The following is a 23,819-nucleotide window of genomic DNA, read 5'->3' as shown; positions in this document are numbered from 1 at the left end:
CTCGGGGTCGGGCTGCAGTCCGGCTCACTGGGCCCTCACAGCCTACGAAGAGTGGGATGTGGAGAACCTGTGCGACCGGACAGCATGCTCGCGCTCGGTTCACACTGTGAACACCACTCTGCCCGCGCTCCCGGCGGGCTGTCCGGCCCACGTCGCCTCGACGTCCGCCAACCGCACGGCTGTCGCGTCCACCCGGACGGTGCCGTCCGCGATCGCACCGACGATGCCCGGCAGCTCGGCGACGAAACCGGCACGACCGACCGATCCCTGCCCGCTGCCGACGATCGTCAGGCCCGAGGCCCGCAGTGCCGCGGACGGGATCGTCGCCTCGTGGCCCGCGGTGGAACCGATCGCGATCCAGTCGAGTCGGCGTCCGCGGTCGGCGCGCGCGGTGACGACGGCGCGCATGACGTCGGCGGCGGGCTGGCCCCAGACGTAGTCGATGACCACGTCGACGTCGGCTGCCGCTGCGCCGAGTGTGTCGACGTCGCTCAACGGCAGCACGACGTCGGCGCCGAGGGCGGTGAGCGCCGCCAGTCGCTCCGGGTTGCGACCGCTCGCGACGACGTGTGCGGCACCGAGGTGCTTCGCCACCTGCACCGCCGCGGTGCCCGAGGCCCCGGTCGCGCCGAGCACGAGGACGCGGCTGCCCGGGGCGAAGTCGATCCGCCGGCGCAGGGCCACCCACGACGACAGCACCGGGTTCACGCCGGCGGCCACGGTGACCGGGTCGGCGCCATCGGGCAGGACGACGCTCGCCCGTGGGTCGACCGCGACGCGCTCGGCCATGGTGCCGCGGGTGTCGCTCGCGACGGCGACGTAGCGGAGCGTGCCGTCGGGGAACCGGGCGACGCCGTCGACGCCGGGGACCAGGGGGAGCGCGCCCTCGCTGGTGTAGTGCGAACCGTCGGCCTGCGAGCGGACCCGCGGGTGGAGCCCGGCCGCGACGACGTCGACGACGACCTCGGCGGGTCCGGGAGCCGGTTCGCCGAACTCCTGCCAGGTCGGGGCGTGGCCGAACTCGGTGACGACTGCTGCGTGCATGGTGTCCTCCATTTGCTTCGCGTTACGAACAAAGTAGTTCGCATCACGAAATTCGTCAACTAGGCTGGAGCGGTGCAGGAGATGACCGAGGACGAGCAGCTCGTCGATGCCCTGGGCGAGGCCGCCTTCCGGACGATGGGTCCGCTGACCGGGCTCGCGGCCGATGCGGGGCTGTCACTGACGCAGCTGCGGGTCCTCGCGATCCTGCGTGACCGTCGTCTGCGGATCGGTGACCTGGCGCAGTACCTGGGGCTCGAGAAGTCGACGATGACCGGGTTGGTGGCGCGCGCGGAGAAGAAGGGGTTGCTCGCACGGCAGCCGAACGCGGACGACGCACGCGCGGTGGACGTCGTGATCACCGACGCCGGTCTCGAGGTGGCGCGCTCGCTCGAGGGTGCGATCCGCGATGCACTGCTGCCGCTCACTGCTCGGTTGCCGGAGCGGGACCGGCGGCAGCTGCGCGTGCTCCTGGAGCAGATGCTGCGCTGAGTCCTCAGCGGCCGTGGGCGCGTGCCGGGATCTGCGTCGCGAGCTTGCCGCCGGAGACGTCGAGCAGGGTGCCGGTGATGTAGCCCGAGGCGTCGCTCGCCACGAAGACGAGCAGGTCGGCGACGTCGTCCGCGGTCTCCCACCGGCGCAGCGACAGGGTGTCGAGCAGGCGGTCCTGGGCCTCGGCCGGCATGGTCGCGAATCCGTTCATCGCCGTCGGGACCATGCCCGGCGCGTACGCGTTGACGGTGATGCCCCACGGGCCGAGCTCCGACGCCAGCACCCGGGTGAACGAGACGACCGCAGCCTTGGACGCCGCGTAGGCAGCGCTGCCGACACTCGGCACGATGGCGGCGAACGAGGCGGCGTTGATGATCCGCCCCCGGCCCGCGGCCTGCATCACCGGCGCGACGGCCTGGCTCATCAGGAAGGTGCCGCCGAGGTTGACGTCCATGCACCGGCGCCAGGCGTCCCACTGCAGCTCGGCGACGGTGCCCTCGACGTTGATGCCGGCGTTGTTCACGAGCACGTCGATCGTGCTGTGGCGGGCGACGACCTCGTCGACGGCGGCCCGGACCGACTCGGGGTCGGCGACGTTGCACACGACGTGGTCGAGCGGGAAGTCGGGCTCGAAGGCCAGGTCGAGGGCGACGACGCGACACCCCTCGGCGACGAAGCGATCGGCGAGCGTGCGTCCGATCCCGCGTGCTGCTCCGGTCACGACCACCACGCGGTCGGTCAGGTCGAGGTGCATCGTTGCTCCTGTCGTCGTTTGCTGCAATAGGCATACTATTGCAGCATGGCGAAGCAACGGGTGCTCTGGGTCACCGGCGGCGGCAGCGGCATGGGTGCCGCGAGTGCCGAGGCCGCTGCGCGCGACGGGTGGACGGTGGTCCTGAGCGGGCGGCGCGTGGACCGGCTCGAGCAGGTCGCTGCGACGATCACGGCCGCCGGCGGCACGGCGGAGGTCCTGCCCCTCGACGCTGCCGATCCCGCTGCCGTCGCGTCTGCGCGGGACGCCGTGCTCGAGCGGTTCGGACGACTCGACGCGGTCGTGCTCGCCGCCGGGCTGAACGCACCGCGGCGCCGGTGGGACGACCAGTCGTTGCCGGACTTCCGCGCGATCGTCGACACGAACCTCACCGCGGTGGTCACGGTCGTCGACGCCGCACTGCCTGCGCTCCGCGAGTCCGGCGGCGTGGTCGTCGTGGTGTCGTCCTACGCCGGGTGGTCCTTCCAGCCCGGTGCCGGTGTCGCGTACTCCGCCTCGAAGACCGCGCTCGGTTCGGTCGTCCGGAGCCTCAACCAGCAGGAGGCACACCACGGGGTCCGGGCGACGCACCTGTGCCCCGGTGACGTCGCGACCGACTTCCTCGACCAGCGGCCGTCGGTGCCCGACGCCGCCGCACGATCGGTGATGCTGCAGCCGGAGGACATCGCCCGTGCGGTGTCGTTCGTGCTCGAGGCGCCGTCGTACATGCGCATCGACGAGCTCGTGGTCAGCCCGGTGTCCCAACGGTGACCAGCACGTTCGACCGCGTCGTCGACGAACTCGGCGGAGCGATCGTCACCAGCGTCCTGCCCGCCGGACACCGGGACAGCATCGACGGGTTCGCCGTCCGCACGGGCGCCAGTCGCAGCATCGTCCGCGAGGCCGTCCGCGTCCTCGTCGCCCTCGGCCTGCTCACCGCGCGGCGCCGCGTCGGCGTCACCGTCCTCGGTGTGAGCGAATGGGACGTCCTGGATCCGCGCGTCGTGCGGTGGCGCCTCCGGGGCCCGGACGGTGACCGCGTGGCGGTCGAGCTCCGCGAGCTCCGCGCGGCGGTCGAACCCGCCGCAGCCGCCGCAGCAGCCCGGCGGGCGCCGCTCGACGAGTGCGCGGACCGACGGGAGGCGCTCCGCACCACCGCGGACGAGCTCGCCGCCGCAGCGGCCCGCGACGACCGCCTCGACTTCGTGGCCGCCGACGTGCGGCTCCACGCGCTCGTGCTCGACCTGTCCGACAACGCGCTGTACCGACGGCTGCACCGCGTCGTGGGCCAGGTGCTGCGCGAACGCGGGAGCCTCCGTCCGGACCGGCACGACGTCGGCCTGCACATCGCGCTCGCCGATGCCGTCCTCGACGGTCACCCGGACGCCGCGGCCGCAGCGATGCGGGCGATCGTCGAGCGCACGTGAGCGGTGCCCCGCCGACCTGGGAAGATGGAGTCCGGTGCGCTCCTCCGGCGCCCGTGGAGGGTGAGCGTGGACGCAGCACAGGACCTGGTCGTCCAGCTCATCGGCACCCCGTGGACGTTCGTCGTGGTCGGCCTCGTGCTCGCCGTCGGCAGTGTCGCGGTCTTCCTCCCCAGCCAGGCGCTCGTCGTCGCGGTCGGCACGCTCCTGGTGGGCGGTGACGGCGGCCTCCTGCCGGTCCTCGTCCTGGTCGTGGCGGCCTCGATCGGCATGGTCCTCGGCGACCTCGGGCTGTACCACCTGGCGCGCTCGGTCGACCTCGGCTCGAGGTCGTGGTTCGCGCGTCCGAAGGTCCGCAAGGCCCGGGACGCCATCGACGGCCGCTACCGTGCCGCTCCCGGGCGCATCGCGGTCCTCGGACGCTTCATCCCGATGGGCCGGCTGACGACGAACCTGGTCGGCGCGGACAGCGGGCTCGACGTTCGGCGGTTCCTCGTCAGCTGCGTGCTCGCCGACGTCGTGTGGGCCGCGTACTGCGTCGGCATCGCGGCGGCCACCGGACGCTGGAGCCGCGAGCAGCCGTTCCTCGTCACGACCCTTGCGGTCGTGGCGTCGATCCTGCTCGGCCTCGCGATCACGGCGATCGAGAAGGCCGTGCGACGACGCGGCGAGGCGGCGGCTGCGGCCTGACGAACGTAGGGTGGGGACACCGTTCGAAGGAGAACCCGTGCTGCTCGACGACCTCGTACCGGACCCTGACGCGCTCGAGCGCATCGCCACCGGCAGCACCTGGGCCGAGGGACCCTGCTGGATCCCGGCGTCCCGCACCCTGCGCTGGTCGGACATCCCCGGCGATCGGATCCTGCAGTGGCACGCCGACTCCGGCGAGACCTCCGCGTACGCCGAGGGCGTCGAGTTCACCAACGGCCGGACCCTCGACCGCGACGGCAGCGTCGTCCAGTGCTCGCACGGGCTCCGGCGGGTGGAGCGGGACCGCGACGGCGTCGTCACGCCGATCGTCGACGCCTGGGCCGGCGGGCGGTTCAACTCGCCGAACGACGTCGTCGTCGCCCGGGACGGCAGCGTGTGGTTCACCGACCCGGCCTACGGCATCACCCAGCCGCGCGAAGGCCACCCCGGCGTGCGCGAGTACGGCGACCACTGGGCGTTCCGCTGCGGACCGTCCGGCGAGGGCCTGCGCCCCGTCGCGACCGACGTCGACGAGCCGAACGGGCTCGCCTTCGACCCGTTCGAGCAGGTCCTCTACATCGCGAGCTCATCGGGGGACGAACCGGTCATCCGCGCCTACGACCGCCGCGGTGACGGCGGCGACCTGCTCAAGAACGGCCGGGTGTTCGCGCGACTCGAGCCGGGCGAGGGCGCACCGGACGGCATCCGGGTCGACGTGCACGGCAACGTGTGGTCGTCGTCGCACCGCGGCGTCGTGGTGTTCGACCCCTCGGGCGAGCGGATCGGCGAGGTGGCCGTCCCCGAGGTGACGTCGAACCTGTGCTTCGGCGGCGAGGACGGCACGACGCTGTTCCTGACGGCGACGACGTCGGTGTACCGGATCGCCACGACGACGCGGGACGCTGCCGTATCCTGACTCGGCCATGCAGTGCGACTACTTCGACCGCGGGGTGTGCCGGTCCTGCACGCTCATGGGGCAGCCCTACGCCGACCAGGTCCTCGACAAGGAGCTCCGCACCCGCGAACTCCTGCACGACGCCGTCGAGGCAGCTGGTGGCCCCGGAGCCGTCACGTGGTCACCGGCGATCACGAGCCCCGAGTCCGGGTACCGGAACAAGGCGAAGATGGTGGTCGGCGGTTCGACCGAGCACCCGACCGTCGGCATCCTCGACCACCGGCAGCGCGGCGTCGACCTGCGGCACTGCGGGATCTGCACGCCCGGCATCCGACACGCGCTGCCCCTGCTCGCCGACTTCGTCCAGACCGCGGGGTTGATTCCGTACGACGTCGCTGCCCGACGCGGCGAGCTGAAGTACGTCCTGGTCACCGAGTCGCCCGACGGCGAACTCATGGTGCGGTTCGTCCTGCGGTCCGAGGGGCAGGTGGCTCGGATCCGGCAGTACCTCGATGTGCTGCGCGACGCCCTGCCGAACGTGGTGGTCGTCACGGCGAACCTGCTGCCCGAGCACAAGGCCGTGACCGAGGGCGACCGGGAGATCGTGCTCACCGAGCAGGAGACGCTGCCGATGCGCCTCGGCGGGATCACGATGCACCTGCGGCCGCAGAGCTTCTTCCAGACCAACACCGTCGTCGCCACCGAGCTGTACGCGCAGGCCTCGGCGTGGATCGACGAGCTCGACCCGGCGTCGATGTGGGACCTGTACTGCGGCGTGGGCGGGTTCGCCCTGCACGCTGCGCGACCGGGACGAGCGGTGACGGGCATCGAGACGAGTGCCGAGGCGATCCGTTCGGCGAAGCAGTCCGCGCGCGAGGCCGGGCTCGAGGGGCTCCGGTTCGCCGCCGACGACGCCACCGAGCACGCACTCCGCGCCCGACCCGACACGGTGCCCGAGCTCGTCCTGGTGAACCCGCCACGACGCGGGATCGGCGAGGCGCTGTCGACCTGGCTCGAGGAATCCGACGTGCAGCACGTCGTCTACTCGAGCTGCAACCCGGTGACCTTGGCGAAGGACCTCGCGCGCATGCCCTCGTTCCGGCTGCGCCGCGCGCGTGTGCTCGACATGTTCCCCCAGACCGGCCATCTCGAGGCCGTCACGCTGCTGTCGCGGGCGTGATCCGGGCCTCCCGACCGTCATTGCCAGGGAATTGCCAAGGTGACGTACCCGGGTACGGGTCGATGACCATGGCCATGGGCATCGAGGCGTACAGGTTCGGGTGCGGGGTACATAGCACCAATGGGTAGAACCGTTTGTCTCGGTTTGATAACGGTGAAGAGTTTCCTATGGTTGCCGACCGAGGTGCCGCCGGCCCGATGACCACTGCCCCCGGTGGCGCACCCCACAACTGACCGCGATCGGTCGGGGTGGGCAGTGGATTCCGCGTTCGAAGCGGCTCGTGACCCCGGTGGAGCAATCACATGAAGAAGCTTTCCCGTACCCGCACCATCGTCGGCGGCCTCGCGTTCGCCGGCATTGCCGCGACCGGTGTCGGCCTCGCGGCAACCCCCGCGAACGCTGCGTCCGGCTCGACCTGGGACGCCCTCGCGCAGTGCGAGTCCGGCGGCAACTGGGCCATCAACACCGGCAACGGCTACTACGGCGGCCTGCAGTTCAACCTCGGCACCTGGCAGGCGAACGGTGGCGTCGGCAGCCCCGCCGGCGCGAGCCGCGAGGCCCAGATCGCCGTCGCCGAGCGTGTCCTCGCCACGCAGGGCTGGGGCGCCTGGCCGGCCTGCTCGGCCCAGCTCGGACTGAGCGGCACGAGCGGTGCCGCACCGGCCGCCGCTGCTCCGGCTCCGGCAGCCCCCGCTGCTCCGGCCCCGACGCAGCAGGCCGCACCGGCTCCCGCTGCCCCGGAGCAGGCCGCACCGAGCACCCCGGCGCCGGCACCCGCGCAGGAGGCCGCCCCGGCAGCCACCACGCCGAGCAAGCCCGCCGCCGTGAAGACGAGCGGCAAGACCTACACCATCGCGTCGGGCGACACGCTCGACACCATCGCCACCAAGCTCAAGATCGACGGTGGCTGGAACAAGCTGTGGGCCGCGAACACGTCGACCATCGACGACGCGAACCTCATCTACTCGGGCCAGGTGCTGCAGCTCCCCGCCTGATCGTTCCACCGAACACGACGACGCCCCGCGACCTCGGTCGCGGGGCGTCGTCGTGCGTGGTGCGTGTCGAGAGGGTCGGGAGCGCTACTGCTGGTTGTCGGCCAACCAGGCCGCGACGTCGTCGGACCGCAGCGCCTGTGACAGCGAGCCGACCGCCAGGTCGTTGAGTGTCACGTAGGACTGCCCGTCCGGAGACGTCCCGGACCCCGCAGTCGGCACCGTGAACGTCTTGAGGTCGTCGGTCCGGACGTCGCGCAGTGACCACCCGAGGCCGACGAGGGTCGGGAAGGTCAGTCCGGCATCGACCGCCAGGTGCTCGCTCGTGGCGGTCACGAAGTCCTGGATGCGCCCGGGGTTCGTGATCGTGCCGCGGGAGAGCAACTCGCCGACGACCCCGCGCATGAACGCCTGTTGGTTCCGCACACGGGTGTGGTCGGCGTCGGCGAACGAGTACCGCTCGCGCACGAAGGCGAGTGCGGCGTCGCCGTCGAGCCGGTTCGCGCCGGCGACGAACTCGTGCTTCCCTGCGGCGAACGCCTGCCCGGAGTCGACCGTGACACCGCCGAGGGCGTCGGTCATGTCCTTGAACCCGGTGAAGTCGATCTCGGCGACGTGGTCGATGCGGACGTCGAGCAGCTGCTCGACGGTCTGCACGGTGAGCGGGATGCCGCCCCACGCGTACGCGGCGTTGATCTTGGCGCTCCCGTGACCCGGCACGTCGACCCACGAGTCACGCATGATCGACATCAGGTACACGGCCTGCCGGTCGGCCGGGACGTGCGCGAGCATCAGGGTGTCCGAACGGCCACCGGCCTCGGATGGCTTGCCGTCCGGTCCGCGTGCAGCTCGTGAGTCGGACCCGATGAGCAGGATGTTCTCGCCGCCGGACGCAGCCGGTCGGGTCCCGCTCGGGAACGGGTTCGCGATCGTGTCGTGGCGGGCGTCGAAGCTGCGCGCCAGGCCGCCGACGAAGATGCTCGCGACGACGGCGATCACGGTGGCGATGCCGATCAGCGAGCCGACCGTCGCGAGCAGTGCGACGAGGAACGGGCGTCGGCGCCGCGGGTGGCGTCCGCTTCGGGTGGCGGTGTCGGCGGCCAGGCGGGCCGCCCGTCGTTCGGACATGGGGGACTCCAACGGGTTCGCGTCGGCGTGCCACCGACCGACCCATCGTACCTCATGTGGTATTTCAGGTACAGCGTGTCAGTGTCCCGGTTGCCGTGCCTTCTCGAGCAGTTCCGTGAGGGCCGTCCGCAGTGCCGGATCGTCCGGCAGGACCTCGCGCTCGATGTGCCGAGCGGTCTCCCATGCTCGGCGTCCGTGATCGGTCACGGTCACGAGGCGCCGGCGTCGGTCGTCGGGGTGTGGGGTGCGCTCGACCAGGCCGTCCCGCTCCATGCGCTCGAGGGTCCGTGACATCGTCTGCGGCTGCACCCGTGCCGTGCGGGCGATCGTGTCGGCGCCGGTGGGGCCCGTGCGGATCAGGATGTCGACCGCGATGAGGGCTGCGTGCGGAAGCCCGATGGCGCGGAGGCGTTCATCCCAGTCCCGCTCGACCGAGCGTGCCGCGGCCGACAGCAGCCGGCCGAGGGGCCACTGCTCGGTCGTGTCGTCCATGCGCGCAGTCTACGGTCGACACCGATCGTGATCCGCGTCGCGACCGTCTAGTAATCAGCATGCTGACGACCGGTGTACGCTCACCGTCGTGTCCCGCTTCCTCCGCATCGTCCTCCCTGCGCTCGTCATCGTGGTCTGGCTCGCGATCGCCTCCGTCGGTGGTCCGTACTTCGGCAAGATCTCCGAGGTGTCGACGAACGACCAGACCTCGTTCCTGCCAGCATCGGCCGACGCCACCAAGGTGCAGGAGCGGTCGTCGGAGTTCCGACAGGAGTCGGGCGCACCCGCGATCATCGTGCTCGAGCGCGACGGCGGCATGTCCTCGTCCGACCTGACCGCGGCGAAGGGCCTCGCGACCCAGCTCGGTGACCGCGACGACGTCGAAGCCGTCAGCCCGGTGATCCCGAGCGAGGACGGCGACGCGGTGGAGATCGTCGCGACCCTCACCACGGCAGCCGACACCGGTGACGCGGTCGAGGCGATCCGCGCCGACGTCGACGACGCCCTGCCAGCCGGCATCAGCGGGTACGTCACCGGGCCCGCCGGGTTCACCGCCGACCTGACCGAGGCGTTCGCCGGCATCGACGGCCTGCTGCTCGGGGTGGCGCTCGCCGCGGTCTTCGTGATCCTGATCATCGTCTACCGGTCACCGCTGCTGCCGATCCTCGTGCTCGGCACCGCGACGTTCGCCCTGTGCGCCTCGATCCTCGTGGTGTGGTGGCTCGCGAAGGCAGACATCGTCACCGTGAACGGCCAGGTGCAGGGGATCCTGTCGATCCTGGTGATCGGCGCCGCGACGGACTACGCACTGCTCTACACGGCGCGCTTCCGCGAGGCGCTGCGCGACCACCGCACCGGCTGGGGTGCGACGAAGGCGGCCCTGCGGGGGAGCCTCGAGCCGATCCTGGCCTCGGGCGGCACCGTCATCGTGGGCGTGCTCTGCCTGCTGCTCTCCGACCTCAACTCGAACAAGGCGCTCGGTCCCGTCGCCGCGATCGGCATCGCGTTCAGCCTGTTGGCCGCCCTGTCGCTGCTGCCCGCTCTGCTGCTCGCGTTCCGTCGCGCTGCGTTCTGGCCGCTCCGTCCCGCGTACGGCAGCGCCCACCCGGTGCTCACCGGACCGGACGCGCGCGGCATCTGGGCCCGCGTCGGTCGGCTCGTCGCCAAGCGTTCCCGGGTGGTGTGGATCGTCTGCACGGTCGGGCTGCTCGCGATGGGCACGGGCCTGGTCGGGCTCAAGGCCGACGGGGTCCCGCAGAGCGACCTGGTCATCGGGGCCTCGCAGGCACGCGACGGGCAGGACGTCCTGGCCGACCACTTCCCCGGCGGCTCGGGCAGCCCGGCGCAGGTCATCGGGTCGGAGCGCGACCTCGACGCACTCGTCGACGCCGTCACGGGGGTCGACGGGGTCGACGGGGTCGTCGCGGCCGCGAAGGACGCACCGTCCGGCACGGTGCCCGTGACGGGCGACTCGACCTCGAGCGGCGGCGCCGCCGCTCCGACGGTGTCGCGGGGCGACGTGCTGCTCGAGGCCACGCTGTCCGACCCCGCCGACTCCGACGCCGCGGAACAGACGGTCCGCGACCTCCGCACCGCTGTCGAACGGGTCGATCCCGGCGCGGTCGTCGGCGGCGTCACCGCGACGGCCGTCGACACGAACGACACCGGGATCCGCGACCGCACGCTGATCATCCCCGTGGTGCTGGTCGTCATCCTGCTCATCCTGATGCTCCTGCTCCGCAGCGTCGTCGCCCCGCTCGTGCTCATCGGCAGCGTGATCGTGTCGTTCGCCGCAGCCCTCGGCGTCGGAGCGCTCGTGTTCGACCACGTGTTCCACTTCCCCGGCGCGGACCCGAGCGTGCCGCTGTACTCGTTCGTGTTCCTCGTCGCGCTCGGGGTGGACTACAACATCTTCCTCATGACGCGGGTGCGGGAAGAGGCGCTGCGGCACGGTCCGCACGAGGGGGTCCTGCGCGGACTCGGGGTCACCGGCGGGGTGATCACCTCGGCGGGCGTGGTGCTCGCGGCGACGTTCGCGGCCCTCGGCGTCATCCCGATCCTGTTCCTCGTGCAGATCGCGTTCGTCGTGGCGTTCGGCGTCCTGCTCGACACGATCGTCGTCCGTTCGCTGCTCGTGCCGGCGATCGCGTACGACCTCGGTCGGCGGGCCTGGTGGCCGTCGCGCCTCTCGCGCGCGAACCATCACATGTGACACGCTGGGTGCATGCCAGTTCCTTCGACGCAGCCCGCCGCCGAGCGCAAGCTCCTCCGTGACACCGTGCAGGACAAGATCCGCGACGCGATCATGGACGGCACGCTGGAGCCCGGCGAGCGGCTCAACGACGACGACCTGATCGCGTGGCTCGGGGTCTCCCGCACCCCGATCCGCGAGGCACTGGCGGAACTCGCCCGCGCCGGCCTGATCGAGATGGCACCGAACCGCTACACCCGTGTGGCGGCCCCGACGAAGGACGAGCTCCTCGACGCCTACCGCACGCTCGGCGTCATCTACGGGGGCGTCGTGCGCCTGGCGGTGCCCAACTTCACCGAGCCGCAGCGCAAGAAGATCGTGAAGATGCTCGACGACGTCATCGCGCGGGTCGGCGCCGACGAGCAGGACCAGGTCGCCCGCAACGGCGCCGACATCTACTCGCAGTGGGCGGACGCCTGCGGCAACCCGTCGCTCGTGCAGCTCTGCCGGTCGACCACCGACGGGCTGTCCTTCAAGCTCCGGGTCCCCGAACTCGCCGAGCTGATCCCGGCCGCGGTGATCCTGCCCGAGCTCGCCAACCTCAAGGCAGCCGTCCTGGCGAAGGACCCGATCGCGGCCGAGCTCGCGATGGAGGCCATCCACCTGCTGCCGTCGCGCGCGTAGCGCCCCGTCGCCCCGCCCTCACGCGCGTCTCGGGCGCGAAAGCGACAGATGTCCGCGAACATTCCGCGGCAGACTGTCGCTTTCGCGGGAATCCCGTCCCGGCGGGCGTCGGCCGGCGGGCGGCGGGCCGCGACGCCCGCGTCAGTGCGCGACGGCGCTGATCATCCCGAGACCGACGCTGATGCGGTCGGCGACCTCGATGAGGTCCTCGGCGAGGGAGTCCAGGTCGCGGTCACGCAACTGCGTCAGGCGCCCCGAGATCGACAGCGCCGCCGCGATCCGCCCCGAGGCGTTGCGGATCGGTGCCGCGATGCAGAACCGGCCGAGCGCGAGCTCCTGGTTCTCCTCGCACCAGCCGCGCTTCGCCGAGGCGGCGAGATCGGCCGTCAGGGCGTCGTGCGTGGTGATCGTGTGGTCGGTGTACCGGGCCAGGTCGTCCCCGAGCAGCGAGCGCCGTTCGTCCGGCGACAGGTCGAGCATCAGCGCCTTGCCGAGTGCGGACGCGTGCATCGGCTGCCGCATCCCGATCATCGTGTGCGACTTCGGCGCGAGCGACCCCTCGAAGTGGCAGAGGTAGATGCACGACGCGGCGTCCTGCACGCCGACGTTGGCAGTCAGCCCGACGCGGTGCGCGAGTTCCTGCGCCGCCGAGCGGCTCTCGCGGTGCACCGGGTTGTGGTTGAGCCCCTGGCTGGCGAGCTCGAGCACGGCCCGACCGACCGAGTAGGCCTGGGTCTCCGGGTCGCGTCTGACGTACTCGAGCGACTCGAGCGTCGCCAGGAGCCGGCCCGTGGTCGAGGTCCCCAGCCCGATCGCCCGCGCGATGTCGGAGGCTCGCACCGCGCCGTCGGACGCGCCGAGCGCACCGAGGACCGCTGCGGCTCGCTCGATGCTCTGGTTCGGAGGGGTGGTCGCCATCCCCTCATTCTGGCCCGTCCCGGCGCGCGTCAGGAGACCTTCACGGCGCTCGCGGTGACGAACGGGGATCCGTTCGTCGCGGTCACGACGACCCGCAGGGCCGCCGTGCGCACCGGATCGACGTCGTGGATGCGGTGGCGGTGCCGGTTCGCGTCGACCGCGGCGAGCGTCCGCCAGGTCCCGTCGACGCACGCCTCGATCCGGTAGTCGCGGGCGAGGGTGGGCACGGCGTCCCAGGGCGTGCGGTGGTGGTGCAGGTTGATGAGGTCGGCGTCGACGTCGTCGTTCCAGACGATGCGCACCTGGCGGACGTCGATGGGCTCCGCCCAGTCGAGCGCGAGCACGGCTGCGCCGGCACCCGCACCGGACGACCACATGTGCGGTCCGCCGAACGGGCGCTGGTGGCCGTCGCTGACCCGGGAGGCCCGCCACGCGTCCGTCTCGCCGGCCGCGGTGAACGCGAACGCGTGTCCGCGCAGGGCGCGCGCCTCCCAGTCCGTCACGGGCTGGCCGGACTCCTCGGGGATGTGGTCGTCGAACTGCTCGTCGTCGGCGGCGCGGGCGCGCAGGGCCATCACGCCGTAGGGGTGTCCGTCGGTCAGGACCAGGCGGACGCCGGGCTGCCGACGGACCACGACGACCGCGTTGCACGGTGCGTCCGGGTGGAAGTCCAGATCGACGACCGCTTCGCCCGGTCCGGCGGCGACGTGTGCGGAGTGCGTGCTGACGTGGTCGATCGGGGCGTAGTTCTGGGGCTTGCCGGTGGTCCAGAGCTCGACGGTGAGGTCGGTGTCCTCGTCCGTCTCGGTGCGGAGCCGGAACTCGCCGAGCGCGGGGTCGGCGGGCAGGAGGACCGCGACGTCTCGGTCGAGGTCGAAGCGGTCGGCGGTCGCGAACGGCGTCGTGTCGATCGTGGTCAGCTCGCTGCTCGCGGTGATGCGGGCTGTGCGGGCCAGGTCGGCGGGGTCGTCGGCGCGGACCCCGATGACCGGTGCGTCCTCGCGCAGCAGGGTCTGCTGCAGCAGGGCGATGTGCTCGGTGCCGAGGGAGCGTGGTGTCGTGCCGTGCCGGGCGACCAGGTGTGCGGCGGTGCCCGCTGCCTGCCCCTGGGCTGCGCAGGTGGCCATCACCCGGGTGGATCCGAACGCCACGTGCGACGCGGAGATGTCGCGGCCGGCGAACAGCAGGTTCGACACGTTCGCCGAGTACAGCGACCGGAACGGGATGTCGTAGGTGCCGTCGGTGTACCGCTGCTGGGCGCCGGCGGTCTCGGCGTAGACGCCCTCGACGGGGTGCAGGTCGATCGACCAACCGCCGAACGCCACCGTGTCGGGGAACGAGCGCTGCTCGAGCAGGTCCTGCTGCGTCAGGGTGTGGTCGCCGACGAACCGGCGGTACTCGCGCTTGCCGGGGATCGCGCCCACCCAGTCGAGCGTCAGGGTGTCCGCGTCGAACGCCCCCGAGTTCTTGATGTGGTCCCAGATGCCGTAGACGACACCCCAGAGTTCGTCGCGGATGCGTTCGTTCTCGGCGACGGTGTCGAGTGCGCCGCCCCACTCGATCCACCAGTAGTTGCAGCCGTTGTCGCCGGTCCGGATCGCCCGGTTCGCCAGGATCGGCGTCGTGGACAGGTCGACGGCGATCGACGGCGGGACGAACCGGTCGTACCGGCCGGTGTCGTGCGTCGAGAAGAAGACCGAGCTGCCCAGCAGTTCGTCGTCCGCCTGCTCGGGTGCCCAGGCTTCGCCGTGTTCGTCGCGGCCCTCGCGCCCGATGCGGTACTCGGCGCCGGCGAGGGCTCCGACGAGGCCGTCGCCCGTGCAGTCGAGGAACACCGGTGCCGTGAACGTCGTCTCGATCTCCGACCCCATGGTCCAGCCCGTGACGGCGGTGATGCGCGGTGGGCCGCCGGCGTCGTCCGTCGTCTGCACGGTCCGGACGTCGGTGTTGAGGTGGAGGTGCACGTTCGGCTCGGCCCGGACCAGGTCGAGCACCACCTGGTCCCAGTAGACCGCGTTGCCCTGCGGGTTCCGGTACTGGTTCTCGAGGAAGAGTTCGCCCATGATCCCGGTCTCGCGGGCGAACCGCTGCGTGCCGTGCGCCGTCGCGCCGACCACCCACACCCGGATCTCGCTCGAGGCGTTGCCGCCGAGGACCGGGCGGTTGGTGACGAGGGCGACGCTCGAGCCGAGGCGGGCGGCGGCGACGGCCGCGCTGACACCGGCGAGACCGCCGCCGACGACCACGACGTCGTGGTGCTGTTCACGGGATTGCATGCTCGGAACGGTATCACTCGGTGGCGCGTCTTTCCCACTGTGTGGCAATGTGTGCCCGACGAGTGCTATCGTCAACGAATTCTCGACAACGAAGTGTGAGGCCCACCCATGAGCGACGGAACCCGGACGCAACCCAGCGTCGATGCCGCCACCGCCCCCGACGTCCAGGTGGCCCTGGGCGACGACGCACGCCGCCAGGGCATGCGGAAGGTGATCGTCGCCGCGGGCGTCGGCCACTTCGTCGAGTGGTTCGACTTCGGCCTCTACGGCACGTTGGCGACCGTCATCTCGCTGTACTTCTTCAAGCAGGGCGACCCGCAGGTCGCACTGCTGTCGGCCTTCGCCGTGTTCGGTGCCGGCTTCGTGATGCGTCCGCTCGGCGGGTTGTTCTGGGGGTCGCTCGGTGACCGGATCGGCCGGAAGACCACGCTGGCGACGGTCATCCTGATCACGAGCGGCGCAACCGCCGTGATGGGCATCCTGCCGACGTACCAGAGTGTCGGGATGCTCGCGCCGATCCTGCTCGTCGTGGTGCGGCTGGTGCAGGGCTTCGCCGCCGGTGGCGAGGGCGCCGGGGCGACGACGCTCCTGGCCGAGTACGCCCCGTCGAACCGGCGCGGCTTCGTGACGAGCTTCATCGACGTCTTCGGCTTCGCGGCGTTCATCGTCGGTGGCGGCCTGGTCTTCCTGTTCACGGCGCTCGCCGGCGACGGGGCACTCGAGTCGTGGGGCTGGCGTGTCCTGTTCCTGATCGCCGTGCCGCTCGGCCTGGTCGGGCTGTACCTGCGCACGAAGCTCGAGGACACCCCGGAGTTCCGCGCGCTCAAGGCCAAGGGGGAACTCGCGAAGAACCCGCTCCGCCGCTCGCTCCGGACCGGCTGGAAGGCCCTGCTCTTCTGCGTCGGGTTCGTCGTCCTCAAGGCCGTCGGCCACTGGATCCTGCAGACCTTCATGCCCTCGTACCTGCAGGTCGACCTCGGGTACTCGCCACTCGTGTCCTACGGCGTCGTCGTCATCGGGTTCCTGGTGATCGCCGGGCTCGTGCCGTTCTTCGGGCTGCTGTCGGACAAGATCGGTCGGAAGCCCGTCATGCTCGCCGGCTGCGCGGGGTTCCTGGTGCTGACCTACCCGACGCTCATGCTCATGGACGCCGGCAACTTCTGGGCCGCCGCAGCCGCGATGGTGCTGCTCGGACTGTTCATGGCGGCGTTCGACGGGGCGGTGAGCGCCGCGATGGCCGAACTGTTCCCGACCGCCATCCGCTACGGGTCGATGGGCATCGCCTACAACATCAGCGTCGCGGTCTTCGGCGGCATCACGCCGTACTTCGCCACGTGGCTGATCAGCGCGACGGGCAACACCTTCGCGCCGGCCTTCTACGTGATGGCGGCCGCCGCGATCACCGGCGTGACGGTGCTCCGGGCGCGCGAGACGAACAAGCAGGGGCTCGCTGCCGAGTGAGCTGCACGTGAGGGGTGTCGCAGGGGCTGTGGGGTGACCTTCCAGGCGGATTCCATGTCCCCTGCGCGCGCTCCGGTTATGGTTTCCCGGTGAGCAACGAACCCGAGCAGACGACGGAACCCGCGCGCCGCGGTGCCGTGACGCCGCGCCACGGGCGCCAGAAGCGACGAGCGGGCGTGGTGTTCCCGGCGATCGCGGGCGTGCTCACCATGGCGGTCCTGCTGAGCGGCGGGTACGCGGCCTACGCCTACAACCAGCTGTCCGGGGGCGTCACGATCGTCAACGCGATCACCGGCAAGAAGGACGACAAGAACGACGTCGACGGCCAGGCGCAGAACATCCTGCTCGTCGGGGACGACCACCGTCCGGACAACGCCACCCCCGAGCAGCTCGCCGAACTGAGCACCGAGTCGGACGGCGGGGCGACGAACACCGACACGATGATCGTCCTGCACATCAGCGCAGACGGTTCGCAGGCGACGATGATCTCGTTCCCCCGCGATTCGTACGTCGACATCCCCGACGTCGGCAAGGGCAAGCTCAACAGCGCCTTCTACTACGGCACGCTCAACGGTGGCGGCGACACCGGTGGGGCGAAGCTCCTCATCAAGACCATCGAGAACCTGAGCGGCCTGCAGATCGACCACTACGTGCGGGTCTCGCTGCTCGGCTTCTACCAGGTGGTCAAGGAGCTCGGTCCGATCGACGTCTGCCTGAACCAGGCCACCAACGATCCGTACTCCGGGGTCAACCTGCCCGCGGGCAAGTCCACGCTGGACGCCAAGCAGGCCCTGTCGTTCGTCCGCCAGCGCCACGGGCTGCCGAACGGGGACCTCGACCGCAACGTCCGGCAGCAGTACTTCCTGTCGCAGGAGGCACGGAAGGTCACCTCGGCGGGCACGCTGCTCAACCCGGTCAAGATGGGCAACATCCTGAAGGCCGTCGGGGGGTCGATCCAGACCGACACCAACCTGCTCGACCTCGCCTCGCAGATGAGCAACCTGCGGCCGGCCAACATCCAGTCCGCCACGATCCCGACGCTCGGGACGCCGACGATCTACGTCAACGGTTCCGCGCTGTCGATCGTCGAGATCGACACCGTCGGGCTGCCCGCCTTCGTGCAGGGACTGGTCGGCGAACCCGAGGCCTACACGAAGGCCGCGGCTGCGCAGCCTGCGAGCACCTCCGTCACGGTGCTGAACGGCAGCGGTGTCACGGGCGCCGCCGGTGCCGCCGGACAGGTCCTGACGAGTCGTGGGTTCCAGGTCGCACCGGCCGGTTCGTCCGCCACGACGACGACGACGCAGGTGCAGTACCCCGCCGGGCAGGAGTCGCAGGCGAAGGCCATCGCGGCGGTCGTGCCCGGTGCCGTCGCAGTCCGCACCGGTGCCGTGACCGGCGTCACGCTCGTCCTCGGTACCGACGGCAAGGCCCCGAAGGCCGCCAGCGAGCCGAGCGCGCCCGCCTCGACGCCTGCCGACACCGGCTCGGGGTCGAAGCCGTCCGAGCAGGCGAGCAAGGAGCCGGCGCCGAAGTCGACCGCGGTGCACAACTACGGCACCGAGGGCGCCTGCATCAACTGACGCCACCACGGAGCACGGGTCGCTAGGTTCGAGGGGTGAGCAGCGCAGCGCGTTCGATCGTCCTGATGACCTACAACATCAAGAACCCTGACCCGGAGCACGACTGGCCGGCACGGCTCCCCGTCCTGCTCGAGGTCATCCGCCGGCACGATCCGGACCTGGTGTGCGTGCAGGAGGCCTTCGCGCACCAGCTGGACGACCTGCGCGCAGGTCTGCCGGACCACGCGGACGTCGGGCAGGGGCGCGAGGGCGGCACCGCGGGGGAACACCCGGCGGTGTTCTACCGACGCGACCGGTTCCGACCGACGGACGAGGGTTCGTTCTGGCTGTCGGACACCCCGGACGAGCCGGTCTCGAACACGTGGGGCAGTCTGTTCCCCCGGATCGCGAACCACGCAGTGTTCCTGGACACCGACGGCCCGGCGGTCACGGTGCTCACCACGCACCTGGACCACGAAGTCGGCGAGCACGGCGACGAGGTGCGCGGGAAGAGTGCGGCGCTCATCGTCGAACGGCTCGCGCGGGAGACCGGTCCGGTCGTCGTCGCCGGGGACTGCAACGAGCCGGCCGGCGCCGGTACCGCGTCACGGGTGTTCGCGGACGCCGGGTTCGACGACACCTGGCTGCTCGCGGGCGACCCGGGGGACCGGACCGCGACGTTCAACGCCTGGCAGCCGCCGGTGGACACCGGGGAGCGCATCGACTGGGTGCTGACCCGCGGGGTCGCCAGCGTCGACCGGGTCGTCATCGACCACGAGGGTCCGGAGACGTGGTTCGCAAGCGATCACTTCCCGGTGATCGCGACGATCCGCGTGTGAGTCAGCAGCTCCGCTGCGCGTGCACGGGCATCGGGGAGCCGAGCACCGTGACGGTGGTCTCGTCCGTCAGCGCCGAGACGCCGTTCGTGCCGGAGGTGGCTTCGTCGTCCGAGGTGCCCCAGCCGGCGCCCAGCAGCAACTGCCAGGCGCGGAAGTCGTCCGAGCCGAAGGACACCCGTTCCGAGCGCGGGGCGTCCGCGATCTCGTCGGCGATGTCGTCACCGACCTGCACGCCGCCGGGACCGGTCAGCACGATCCGTGCTCCGAGCCGACTGCGGACCTGGTCGCGCAGCACGCGGATCTCGACGGCGTTGCCCGCCTGCGCATCGGTGGTCAGGGCTGCGACGCGGATGGCACCGCCCCACGTGTAGGTGGTGCCGGCCGGGAAGCACGCGCCGCCGTCGCCCTCGGCGGTCTGGGTGCGCGACGGGGTGCCGAGCAGGCGTTCGAGCAGGCTCACGGTCAACCGGGAGTCGCGCATCGACGACTCGACCACGGTCTTCCCGCCGTTGCGGAGCACCAGGGACTCGGCGTCGAGCTCGATCGAGTCGACCCGCCGGAGCTTCGCGTTCGACACGTGCAGCGGAGCGGCGTCGTGGGACGTCTCCGCTGCCACTGCGGCGTCGGCACCGAGCCCGGTGGTGCCGTCGAGCGCGAGCGCACCGGCCGAGAAGGCGAGCACGGCAGCGCCGAGCGCCAGCAGGGTCCGAGGGGTCACCGTTCGACGGTACGACCCCGATCCCTCCAGAACGACAGGTGTTACCGAATCGGGTCCTGGCCGTCACCGGACCGTGACAAACGAGGAAGACGCAGTTGCGGCCCTGGACCGGTGCGGCCGGCGGACGCTGGCCGCACTGCGCGCCGGGGGACAGCCTCCTGGACGGCCCGTGGTGCGCCCCTGCGTAGCGTCGGCGGCATGACGGACCAGCAGAACGACCAGGCAGGGCTCGACCAATACGCCATGCAGGACCCGACGAAGATGTACGCCGACAAGAAGCCCGACGAGCAGTACCTCGAGGGCGCCGGCACCGACGCCGAGATGGCGGAGAACGTCCCTGCCGACCACGGTGAGGACACCTACCGCGGCTCCGGACGGCTGACGGGCCGCAAGGCCCTCGTCACCGGTGGCGACTCCGGCATCGGCGCAGCGGTCGCCATCGCCTACGCACGCGAGGGCGCCGACGTCGCGATCTCGTACCTGCCCGAGGAGCAGGAGGACGCCGACCGCATCGTCGCGCTCATCGAGGCAGCCGGCCGCAAGGCCGTCGCGCTGTCCGGCGACATCACCTCGCTCGCGGTCTGCGAGCAGATCGTCGCCGACACCGTCGCGCAGCTCGGCGGGATCGACATCCTGGTGAACAACGCGGGCAAGCAGCAGAACGTCTCCTCGATCGAGGACATCTCGGACGAGGAGTTCGACGAGACCTTCAAGACGAACGCCTACGCGACCTTCCGGATCACGAAGGCCGCCGTGCCGCACCTTCAGCCGGGCTCCACGATCATCAACACGACGTCGATCCAGGCGTACGCGCCGTCGCCGCACCTGGTGCACTACGCGGCCACGAAGGCCACCGTGAACAACCTGGCGAAGGGCCTGGCCGCGCAGCTCGCACCGAAGGGCATCCGCGTCAACGCCGTCGCACCGGGGCCGATCTGGACGCCGCTGCAGCCGGCCGGCGGGCAGCCGCCCGAGGCGCTGCCGTCCGCGGGCGAGCAGACCTACCTGGGCCGCTGGGGCCAGCCGGCGGAGCTCGCGCCGGCGTACGTGTTCCTGGCGAGCGGTGAGTCGTCGTACGTCGTGGGCGAGACGCTGCACGTCGACGGCGGGATGCCGACGCCGTAGCGCGTCGCCGACGGGCTGACGGGCCGACGGGCCGACGGGCTGACGGGAGGCGCGGTGCCGGTGGGTACCGCGCCTCCCGTCGTCCGGGTGGTCCCGTCTGCGGGCCGTGGTGACGTCAGCAGGTGACGGCGCGCGCCAGCCGTTCGAGGAGCTCCCGCGCCGACAGTGCTGCCGCGAGCTCGACCTCGACCGGGTTGATGCCGATCGCGTGCTCGAACGCGCGGCGACGTGCCTGGTCGACGATCGGCACCTCGGGGCGCTGCGGCAGCACCGCGATGGCCCGGGCGGCGGCGTCGAATGCTCCGACGGGTCGGCCGAGTTGCTCCCACATCGCGCGGACGTCGTGCGCGACCTGATCCGGGTCGCCGCCGAACTCGAAGCCGGCCGAGGCCATCGTCGCGAGTCCCTGTGCGGTGGGGTCGTTCGGGGTCATGCCCGGCATCGTCACACGGATCCGTGCGAACGCGCTGGGCGTGGTGTCGGTGTCCGTGTCCCCCCATGTGCTGACACCCGTACCGGGGATTCTGTTGTCCCCCGTTCTGCGTTTGGATGGACGTGCCCCGGGTCGGGGCGACCTCGGACAGGACGTCCGTGGAACGACGGAGGGCACGATGCTCGAACACACCAGCGCCGACACGCAGGCCGCAGCGGCCGCGGCGGCCACCCTGCACCTCCGGATCACGATCGTGGGGGCCACCGTCGACCTGCTCCGTGACGTCCCGTTCCACGAAGCACGCTCCGTGCACGTCGCCGAGCGGATGGGCATCCCCGTCGAGGAGCTCCAGCAGCACTTCCCGTCCTGGGACGGCCTGGTGCTCGCAGCCGTCGACCGCTGGAACGGCGGTCGGATGGACGAGGTCACCCGCGAGGTCGGCGACGGCTCGACCGTCGAGCTCCTGCGCGCGATCGTCGCGTCGAACGCCGAGGACCCCGCGCTCATGCGCCTGCTCGTCGCCCTGCTGTCCGTCGCGGGCAACCCCGAGCACCCGATGGCGACGTACCTGCGGTCGCGCTACCAGCTCTTCTACGCACAGGTGAGGCGTGGCCTCGAGCACGACATCGCCGTCGGCCGCGCCCCGCACACCATGGAGCCTCGTCGCGGCGCCGAACAGCTCATCGCGCTGTACGAGGGGCTGCAGCTGCAGGCCCTGCTCCGCTCGGACCTCGACCTGGTGCCGGCGTTCGACCGTGCGGTGGCCCGACTCGAGCGCGGCTGGATGGAGCGCTACGAGCCGCAGGCCGCCCGCCGGCACGCGACGTGGAGCGACGGCGACGACGGCAGCTGGGACATCTGAGCCCGGACCGGCAGCGCCCGTCCGGAGCGCCGCACCGTCAGCGTCCGCCCGGCGCAGACCGCGATCCGCGCGGCACCGAGCCGTCACCGGGGTCGTACCCGGTGTCGCGGATGACCCGGAGCGCCGTGGTGTCGTTGTGGACCGAGTGCACGACGACCCGACGGGTCCGCCGGAGCGCCCGGCGCGCGCCAGGCGTCGCGAACAGGCCGCCGAGCACGAGCCCGGCGCCGATGCCGAGCGCCACGGAGACCGCGGCCACGAAGTCGAGGGCCGCGCTCGACGAGCCCGACATGAAGTTCAGCAGTGCGTTCGACACGGCGACACCGGGCAGCAGCGCTCCGCAGAACGCCGGCACCGCGATCGCCGCGACCGCGGTCCGCATCCGCGCGGCCGCGTAGGTGGACAGCACGCCGAGCAGCACCGCGGCCAGGAACGTCGCGCCGAGCAGCGGCAGGCCGAGCTGCCGCAGTCCCCACAGCGAGGCACCCGCGGCTACCGAGAACACCACGGCGACGGGGATCACCCGTGCGCTGGCCTGCTGCACGAAGCAGTTCGCCCCGGCCGACACCACCGTGAGCGAGAGTGACGCCCACAACGGCAGCGCCTGGGTGACGATGCCCGACGGGTCGACCTCGAGGTGCAGCCACTTCGTCATCGCGATCCCCGCGGGCACCCCCACGACGATCGCGGCGATGACCAGGCCGATGTAGAACGCCCGAGCGACCGCCATCGCACGGAAGCCGGAGATCGCGTCCTGGGCCCACGTCACGAGCGAGACGTGCGGCAGGAGCAGCACCACCAGGGCCGCCACCATCGTGGCCGCACCCGCCGGGTGCAGGACGCCCACACCGATGGCGAGGGTGCCGATCACCGACGCGACCGCTCCCTGCGCTCCGGACACGAAGAACTGCGGGTAGCCACGACCCGTCAGCCAGCGCCCGGACAGGATGATCCCGAACATCAGCACGAAGGCACCGATGCCCGCTCGCCACCCACCACCGGCCTGCATCGCGATCGAGGTGCCCAGGATCGAGAGCCCGACGTCGGCGAGCCACGTGGGCCAGCGCGGTGGCATCCGCAGCACCGCCACGAGGGCGCTCACGCCCGAGGTCATGTCCCGTTGGTCGTGGATCAGGTCGTCGACGATCTGGTTCGCGCGTGCGAGCCGGTCGAGGTCGGAGCCGTCGGAACTCACTGTCCGGACCTTCACGAGCGGCGGGATGTCGGCCGGCGCGTACTGGATCGTCACCGAGCTGCCGGAGAAGTCGAGGTCGAGCGGGGCCAGGTTCCACTTCGTCGACACCGCGACGACGGCGGTCTCGACGCTGCGGGTGTCGGCACCGGAGGCGAGCATCACCTCGGCCAGGTCGAGGCAGAAGTCGACGATCTGGGCGGCGGTGTACTGGTCGCGCCCCTTGGCGTCGGGTTCGACGTGCTCGTAGATCGTGCCGCGCAGTCGGGCACGGGCGTCGCGCAGGTCGTGCTGCGCCAGGCTGCGGCGTCGGGGGCGGGGCGGCCGGTGTGGGCGCCCCGGCTTGGGTTCGCCGGGGAAGTGCTGCTCGGCCATCCGACCATGGTGCCAGTCGCGATCTGGACGCGACCAGAGCGGACGGGAGGCCCGGTGCCAGCTGGCACCGGGCCTCCCGTCCGTCACGTGGTGACGTC

General features: G+C 71.4%; 23 protein-coding genes. 14 read left to right on the top strand and 9 right to left on the bottom strand.

Annotated elements, in window-relative coordinates:
• Window positions 1-99: 99 nt before the first annotated feature.
• Window positions 100-1,044, bottom strand: coding sequence for a zinc-binding alcohol dehydrogenase family protein (locus EDF40_RS08070; RefSeq protein WP_123339513.1), 945 nt, complete (start codon window positions 1,042-1,044; stop codon window positions 100-102).
• Between the two features lie 81 nt (window positions 1,045-1,125).
• On the opposite strand from EDF40_RS08070, the gene EDF40_RS08065 reads away from it, so the two are divergent.
• Window positions 1,126-1,533 carry a MarR family winged helix-turn-helix transcriptional regulator gene (locus EDF40_RS08065; protein WP_123339512.1) on the top strand — a complete coding sequence of 136 codons (408 nt, stop codon included), beginning with the start codon at window positions 1,126-1,128 and terminating at the stop codon, window positions 1,531-1,533.
• 4 nt (window positions 1,534-1,537) lie between these two features.
• On the opposite strand, the gene EDF40_RS08060 is transcribed toward EDF40_RS08065, so the two are convergent.
• Complete coding sequence (locus EDF40_RS08060) at window positions 1,538-2,287, bottom strand: SDR family NAD(P)-dependent oxidoreductase (RefSeq protein WP_123339134.1); 750 nt, start codon at window positions 2,285-2,287, stop codon at window positions 1,538-1,540.
• A 45-nt stretch (window positions 2,288-2,332) separates the two neighbouring features.
• On the opposite strand from EDF40_RS08060, the gene EDF40_RS08055 reads away from it, so the two are divergent.
• From EDF40_RS08055 to EDF40_RS19600, 6 genes are all read left to right on the top strand, one after another.
• Window positions 2,333-3,055, top strand: a complete 723-nt coding sequence (locus tag EDF40_RS08055) for an SDR family oxidoreductase (RefSeq protein WP_123339133.1) — start codon at window positions 2,333-2,335, stop codon at window positions 3,053-3,055.
• The gene (locus EDF40_RS08050; protein WP_123339132.1) at window positions 3,052-3,711 is read left to right on the top strand and encodes a FadR/GntR family transcriptional regulator; all 660 of its coding nucleotides are present in this window, start codon (window positions 3,052-3,054) and stop codon (window positions 3,709-3,711) included. The genes EDF40_RS08055 and EDF40_RS08050 overlap by 4 nt, the downstream gene beginning before the upstream one ends.
• A gap of 66 nt (window positions 3,712-3,777) precedes the next feature.
• Window positions 3,778-4,398, top strand: coding sequence for a DedA family protein (locus EDF40_RS08045; protein WP_185002901.1), 621 nt, complete (start codon window positions 3,778-3,780; stop codon window positions 4,396-4,398).
• A 40-nt stretch (window positions 4,399-4,438) separates the two neighbouring features.
• Window positions 4,439-5,314 (top strand): SMP-30/gluconolactonase/LRE family protein, encoded by an 876-nt coding sequence (locus EDF40_RS08040; protein ID WP_395862105.1) that lies wholly within the window; start codon window positions 4,439-4,441, stop codon window positions 5,312-5,314.
• Window positions 5,315-5,321: 7 nt separating this feature from the next.
• Window positions 5,322-6,473 carry a 23S rRNA (uracil(747)-C(5))-methyltransferase RlmC gene (gene rlmC / locus EDF40_RS08035; RefSeq protein WP_123339129.1) on the top strand — a complete coding sequence of 384 codons (1,152 nt, stop codon included), beginning with the start codon at window positions 5,322-5,324 and terminating at the stop codon, window positions 6,471-6,473.
• A 302-nt stretch (window positions 6,474-6,775) separates the two neighbouring features.
• Window positions 6,776-7,468, top strand: a complete 693-nt coding sequence (locus EDF40_RS19600) for a transglycosylase family protein (protein ID WP_123339128.1) — start codon at window positions 6,776-6,778, stop codon at window positions 7,466-7,468.
• 84 nt (window positions 7,469-7,552) lie between these two features.
• Here EDF40_RS19600 and EDF40_RS08025 read toward each other — a convergent pair whose 3' ends face one another.
• Together EDF40_RS08025 and EDF40_RS08020 are read right to left on the bottom strand one after the other, a co-directional pair.
• The gene (locus EDF40_RS08025; RefSeq protein WP_123339127.1) at window positions 7,553-8,593 is read right to left on the bottom strand and encodes an LCP family protein; all 1,041 of its coding nucleotides are present in this window, start codon (window positions 8,591-8,593) and stop codon (window positions 7,553-7,555) included.
• A 78-nt stretch (window positions 8,594-8,671) separates the two neighbouring features.
• The gene (locus EDF40_RS08020; protein WP_123339126.1) at window positions 8,672-9,085 is read right to left on the bottom strand and encodes a MarR family winged helix-turn-helix transcriptional regulator; all 414 of its coding nucleotides are present in this window, start codon (window positions 9,083-9,085) and stop codon (window positions 8,672-8,674) included.
• Window positions 9,086-9,173: 88 nt separating this feature from the next.
• On the opposite strand from EDF40_RS08020, the gene EDF40_RS08015 reads away from it, so the two are divergent.
• Window positions 9,174-11,297: an efflux RND transporter permease subunit gene (locus EDF40_RS08015; RefSeq protein ID WP_123339125.1), complete on the top strand. Its 2,124-nt coding sequence runs from the start codon at window positions 9,174-9,176 to the stop codon at window positions 11,295-11,297.
• 12 nt (window positions 11,298-11,309) lie between these two features.
• The gene (locus EDF40_RS08010; protein ID WP_123339124.1) at window positions 11,310-11,960 is read left to right on the top strand and encodes a GntR family transcriptional regulator; all 651 of its coding nucleotides are present in this window, start codon (window positions 11,310-11,312) and stop codon (window positions 11,958-11,960) included.
• Window positions 11,961-12,101: 141 nt separating this feature from the next.
• Here the strand turns inward: EDF40_RS08010 and EDF40_RS08005 are convergent, their stop codons facing one another.
• Window positions 12,102-12,878: an IclR family transcriptional regulator gene (locus tag EDF40_RS08005; RefSeq protein WP_123294849.1), complete on the bottom strand. Its 777-nt coding sequence runs from the start codon at window positions 12,876-12,878 to the stop codon at window positions 12,102-12,104.
• A 29-nt stretch (window positions 12,879-12,907) separates the two neighbouring features.
• Entirely contained in the window at window positions 12,908-15,154 is a 2,247-nt protein-coding gene (locus tag EDF40_RS08000; RefSeq protein WP_123339123.1) for an FAD-dependent oxidoreductase, read from the bottom strand.
• Between the two features lie 108 nt (window positions 15,155-15,262).
• Between EDF40_RS08000 and EDF40_RS07995 the strand changes: the two genes are divergently transcribed.
• The 3 genes from EDF40_RS07995 (at window position 15,263) to EDF40_RS07985 (ending at window position 19,016) form a co-directional block, all read left to right on the top strand.
• Entirely contained in the window at window positions 15,263-16,615 is a 1,353-nt protein-coding gene (locus EDF40_RS07995; protein ID WP_123339122.1) for an MFS transporter, read from the top strand.
• A gap of 89 nt (window positions 16,616-16,704) precedes the next feature.
• The gene (locus EDF40_RS07990; RefSeq protein WP_123339121.1) at window positions 16,705-18,198 is read left to right on the top strand and encodes an LCP family protein; all 1,494 of its coding nucleotides are present in this window, start codon (window positions 16,705-16,707) and stop codon (window positions 18,196-18,198) included.
• Window positions 18,199-18,233: 35 nt separating this feature from the next.
• Window positions 18,234-19,016: an endonuclease/exonuclease/phosphatase family protein gene (locus EDF40_RS07985; protein ID WP_123339120.1), complete on the top strand. Its 783-nt coding sequence runs from the start codon at window positions 18,234-18,236 to the stop codon at window positions 19,014-19,016.
• Between the two features lies 1 nt (window position 19,017).
• Here EDF40_RS07985 and EDF40_RS07980 read toward each other — a convergent pair whose 3' ends face one another.
• Window positions 19,018-19,734, bottom strand: coding sequence for a hypothetical protein (locus tag EDF40_RS07980; protein ID WP_123339119.1), 717 nt, complete (start codon window positions 19,732-19,734; stop codon window positions 19,018-19,020).
• Window positions 19,735-19,932: 198 nt separating this feature from the next.
• Between EDF40_RS07980 and EDF40_RS07975 the strand changes: the two genes are divergently transcribed.
• Entirely contained in the window at window positions 19,933-20,859 is a 927-nt protein-coding gene (locus tag EDF40_RS07975) for an SDR family oxidoreductase (protein ID WP_123339118.1), read from the top strand.
• A gap of 115 nt (window positions 20,860-20,974) precedes the next feature.
• Here EDF40_RS07975 and EDF40_RS07970 read toward each other — a convergent pair whose 3' ends face one another.
• Window positions 20,975-21,292, bottom strand: a complete 318-nt coding sequence (locus EDF40_RS07970; RefSeq protein WP_148053804.1) for a hypothetical protein — start codon at window positions 21,290-21,292, stop codon at window positions 20,975-20,977.
• Between the two features lie 178 nt (window positions 21,293-21,470).
• Here EDF40_RS07970 and EDF40_RS07965 point away from each other — a divergent pair, with 178 nt between their 5' ends.
• Window positions 21,471-22,154, top strand: coding sequence for a TetR/AcrR family transcriptional regulator (locus EDF40_RS07965; protein WP_123339116.1), 684 nt, complete (start codon window positions 21,471-21,473; stop codon window positions 22,152-22,154).
• Window positions 22,155-22,191: 37 nt separating this feature from the next.
• Here the strand turns inward: EDF40_RS07965 and EDF40_RS07960 are convergent, their stop codons facing one another.
• On the bottom strand, window positions 22,192-23,721 hold the full coding sequence (locus EDF40_RS07960; RefSeq protein ID WP_123339115.1) for a threonine/serine exporter ThrE family protein: 1,530 nt from the start codon (window positions 23,719-23,721) through the stop codon (window positions 22,192-22,194).
• Between the last annotated feature and the right edge of the window lie 98 nt (window positions 23,722-23,819).

Source organism: Curtobacterium sp. PhB170, assembly GCF_003752345.1.
Lineage (GTDB): Bacteria > Actinomycetota > Actinomycetes > Actinomycetales > Microbacteriaceae > Curtobacterium.
The sequence above is the reverse complement of the archived record's forward strand: the minus strand, read 5'-3'. Positions and strand labels throughout refer to the sequence as shown.

Bases quoted from the DNA above. Each gene is read 5' to 3' on its own strand.
- EDF40_RS08070 (WP_123339513.1), bottom strand. From the start codon at position 1,044: ATGCACGCAGCAGTCGTCACCGAGTTCGGCCACGCCCCGACCTGGCAG.
- EDF40_RS08065 (WP_123339512.1), top strand. From the start codon at position 1,126: ATGACCGAGGACGAGCAGCTCGTCGATGCCCTGGGCGAGGCCGCCTTC.
- EDF40_RS08060 (WP_123339134.1), bottom strand. From the start codon at position 2,287: ATGCACCTCGACCTGACCGACCGCGTGGTGGTCGTGACCGGAGCAGCA.
- EDF40_RS08055 (WP_123339133.1), top strand. From the start codon at position 2,333: ATGGCGAAGCAACGGGTGCTCTGGGTCACCGGCGGCGGCAGCGGCATG.
- rlmC (WP_123339129.1), top strand. From the start codon at position 5,322: ATGCAGTGCGACTACTTCGACCGCGGGGTGTGCCGGTCCTGCACGCTC.
- EDF40_RS19600 (WP_123339128.1), top strand. From the start codon at position 6,776: ATGAAGAAGCTTTCCCGTACCCGCACCATCGTCGGCGGCCTCGCGTTC.
- EDF40_RS08025 (WP_123339127.1), bottom strand. From the start codon at position 8,593: ATGTCCGAACGACGGGCGGCCCGCCTGGCCGCCGACACCGCCACCCGA.
- EDF40_RS08020 (WP_123339126.1), bottom strand. From the start codon at position 9,085: ATGGACGACACGACCGAGCAGTGGCCCCTCGGCCGGCTGCTGTCGGCC.
- EDF40_RS08010 (WP_123339124.1), top strand. From the start codon at position 11,310: ATGCCAGTTCCTTCGACGCAGCCCGCCGCCGAGCGCAAGCTCCTCCGT.
- EDF40_RS08005 (WP_123294849.1), bottom strand. From the start codon at position 12,878: ATGGCGACCACCCCTCCGAACCAGAGCATCGAGCGAGCCGCAGCGGTC.
- EDF40_RS08000 (WP_123339123.1), bottom strand. From the start codon at position 15,154: ATGCAATCCCGTGAACAGCACCACGACGTCGTGGTCGTCGGCGGCGGT.
- EDF40_RS07995 (WP_123339122.1), top strand. From the start codon at position 15,263: ATGAGCGACGGAACCCGGACGCAACCCAGCGTCGATGCCGCCACCGCC.
- EDF40_RS07975 (WP_123339118.1), top strand. From the start codon at position 19,933: ATGACGGACCAGCAGAACGACCAGGCAGGGCTCGACCAATACGCCATG.
- EDF40_RS07970 (WP_148053804.1), bottom strand. From the start codon at position 21,292: ATGACCCCGAACGACCCCACCGCACAGGGACTCGCGACGATGGCCTCG.
- EDF40_RS07965 (WP_123339116.1), top strand. From the start codon at position 21,471: ATGCTCGAACACACCAGCGCCGACACGCAGGCCGCAGCGGCCGCGGCG.
- EDF40_RS07960 (WP_123339115.1), bottom strand. From the start codon at position 23,721: ATGGCCGAGCAGCACTTCCCCGGCGAACCCAAGCCGGGGCGCCCACAC.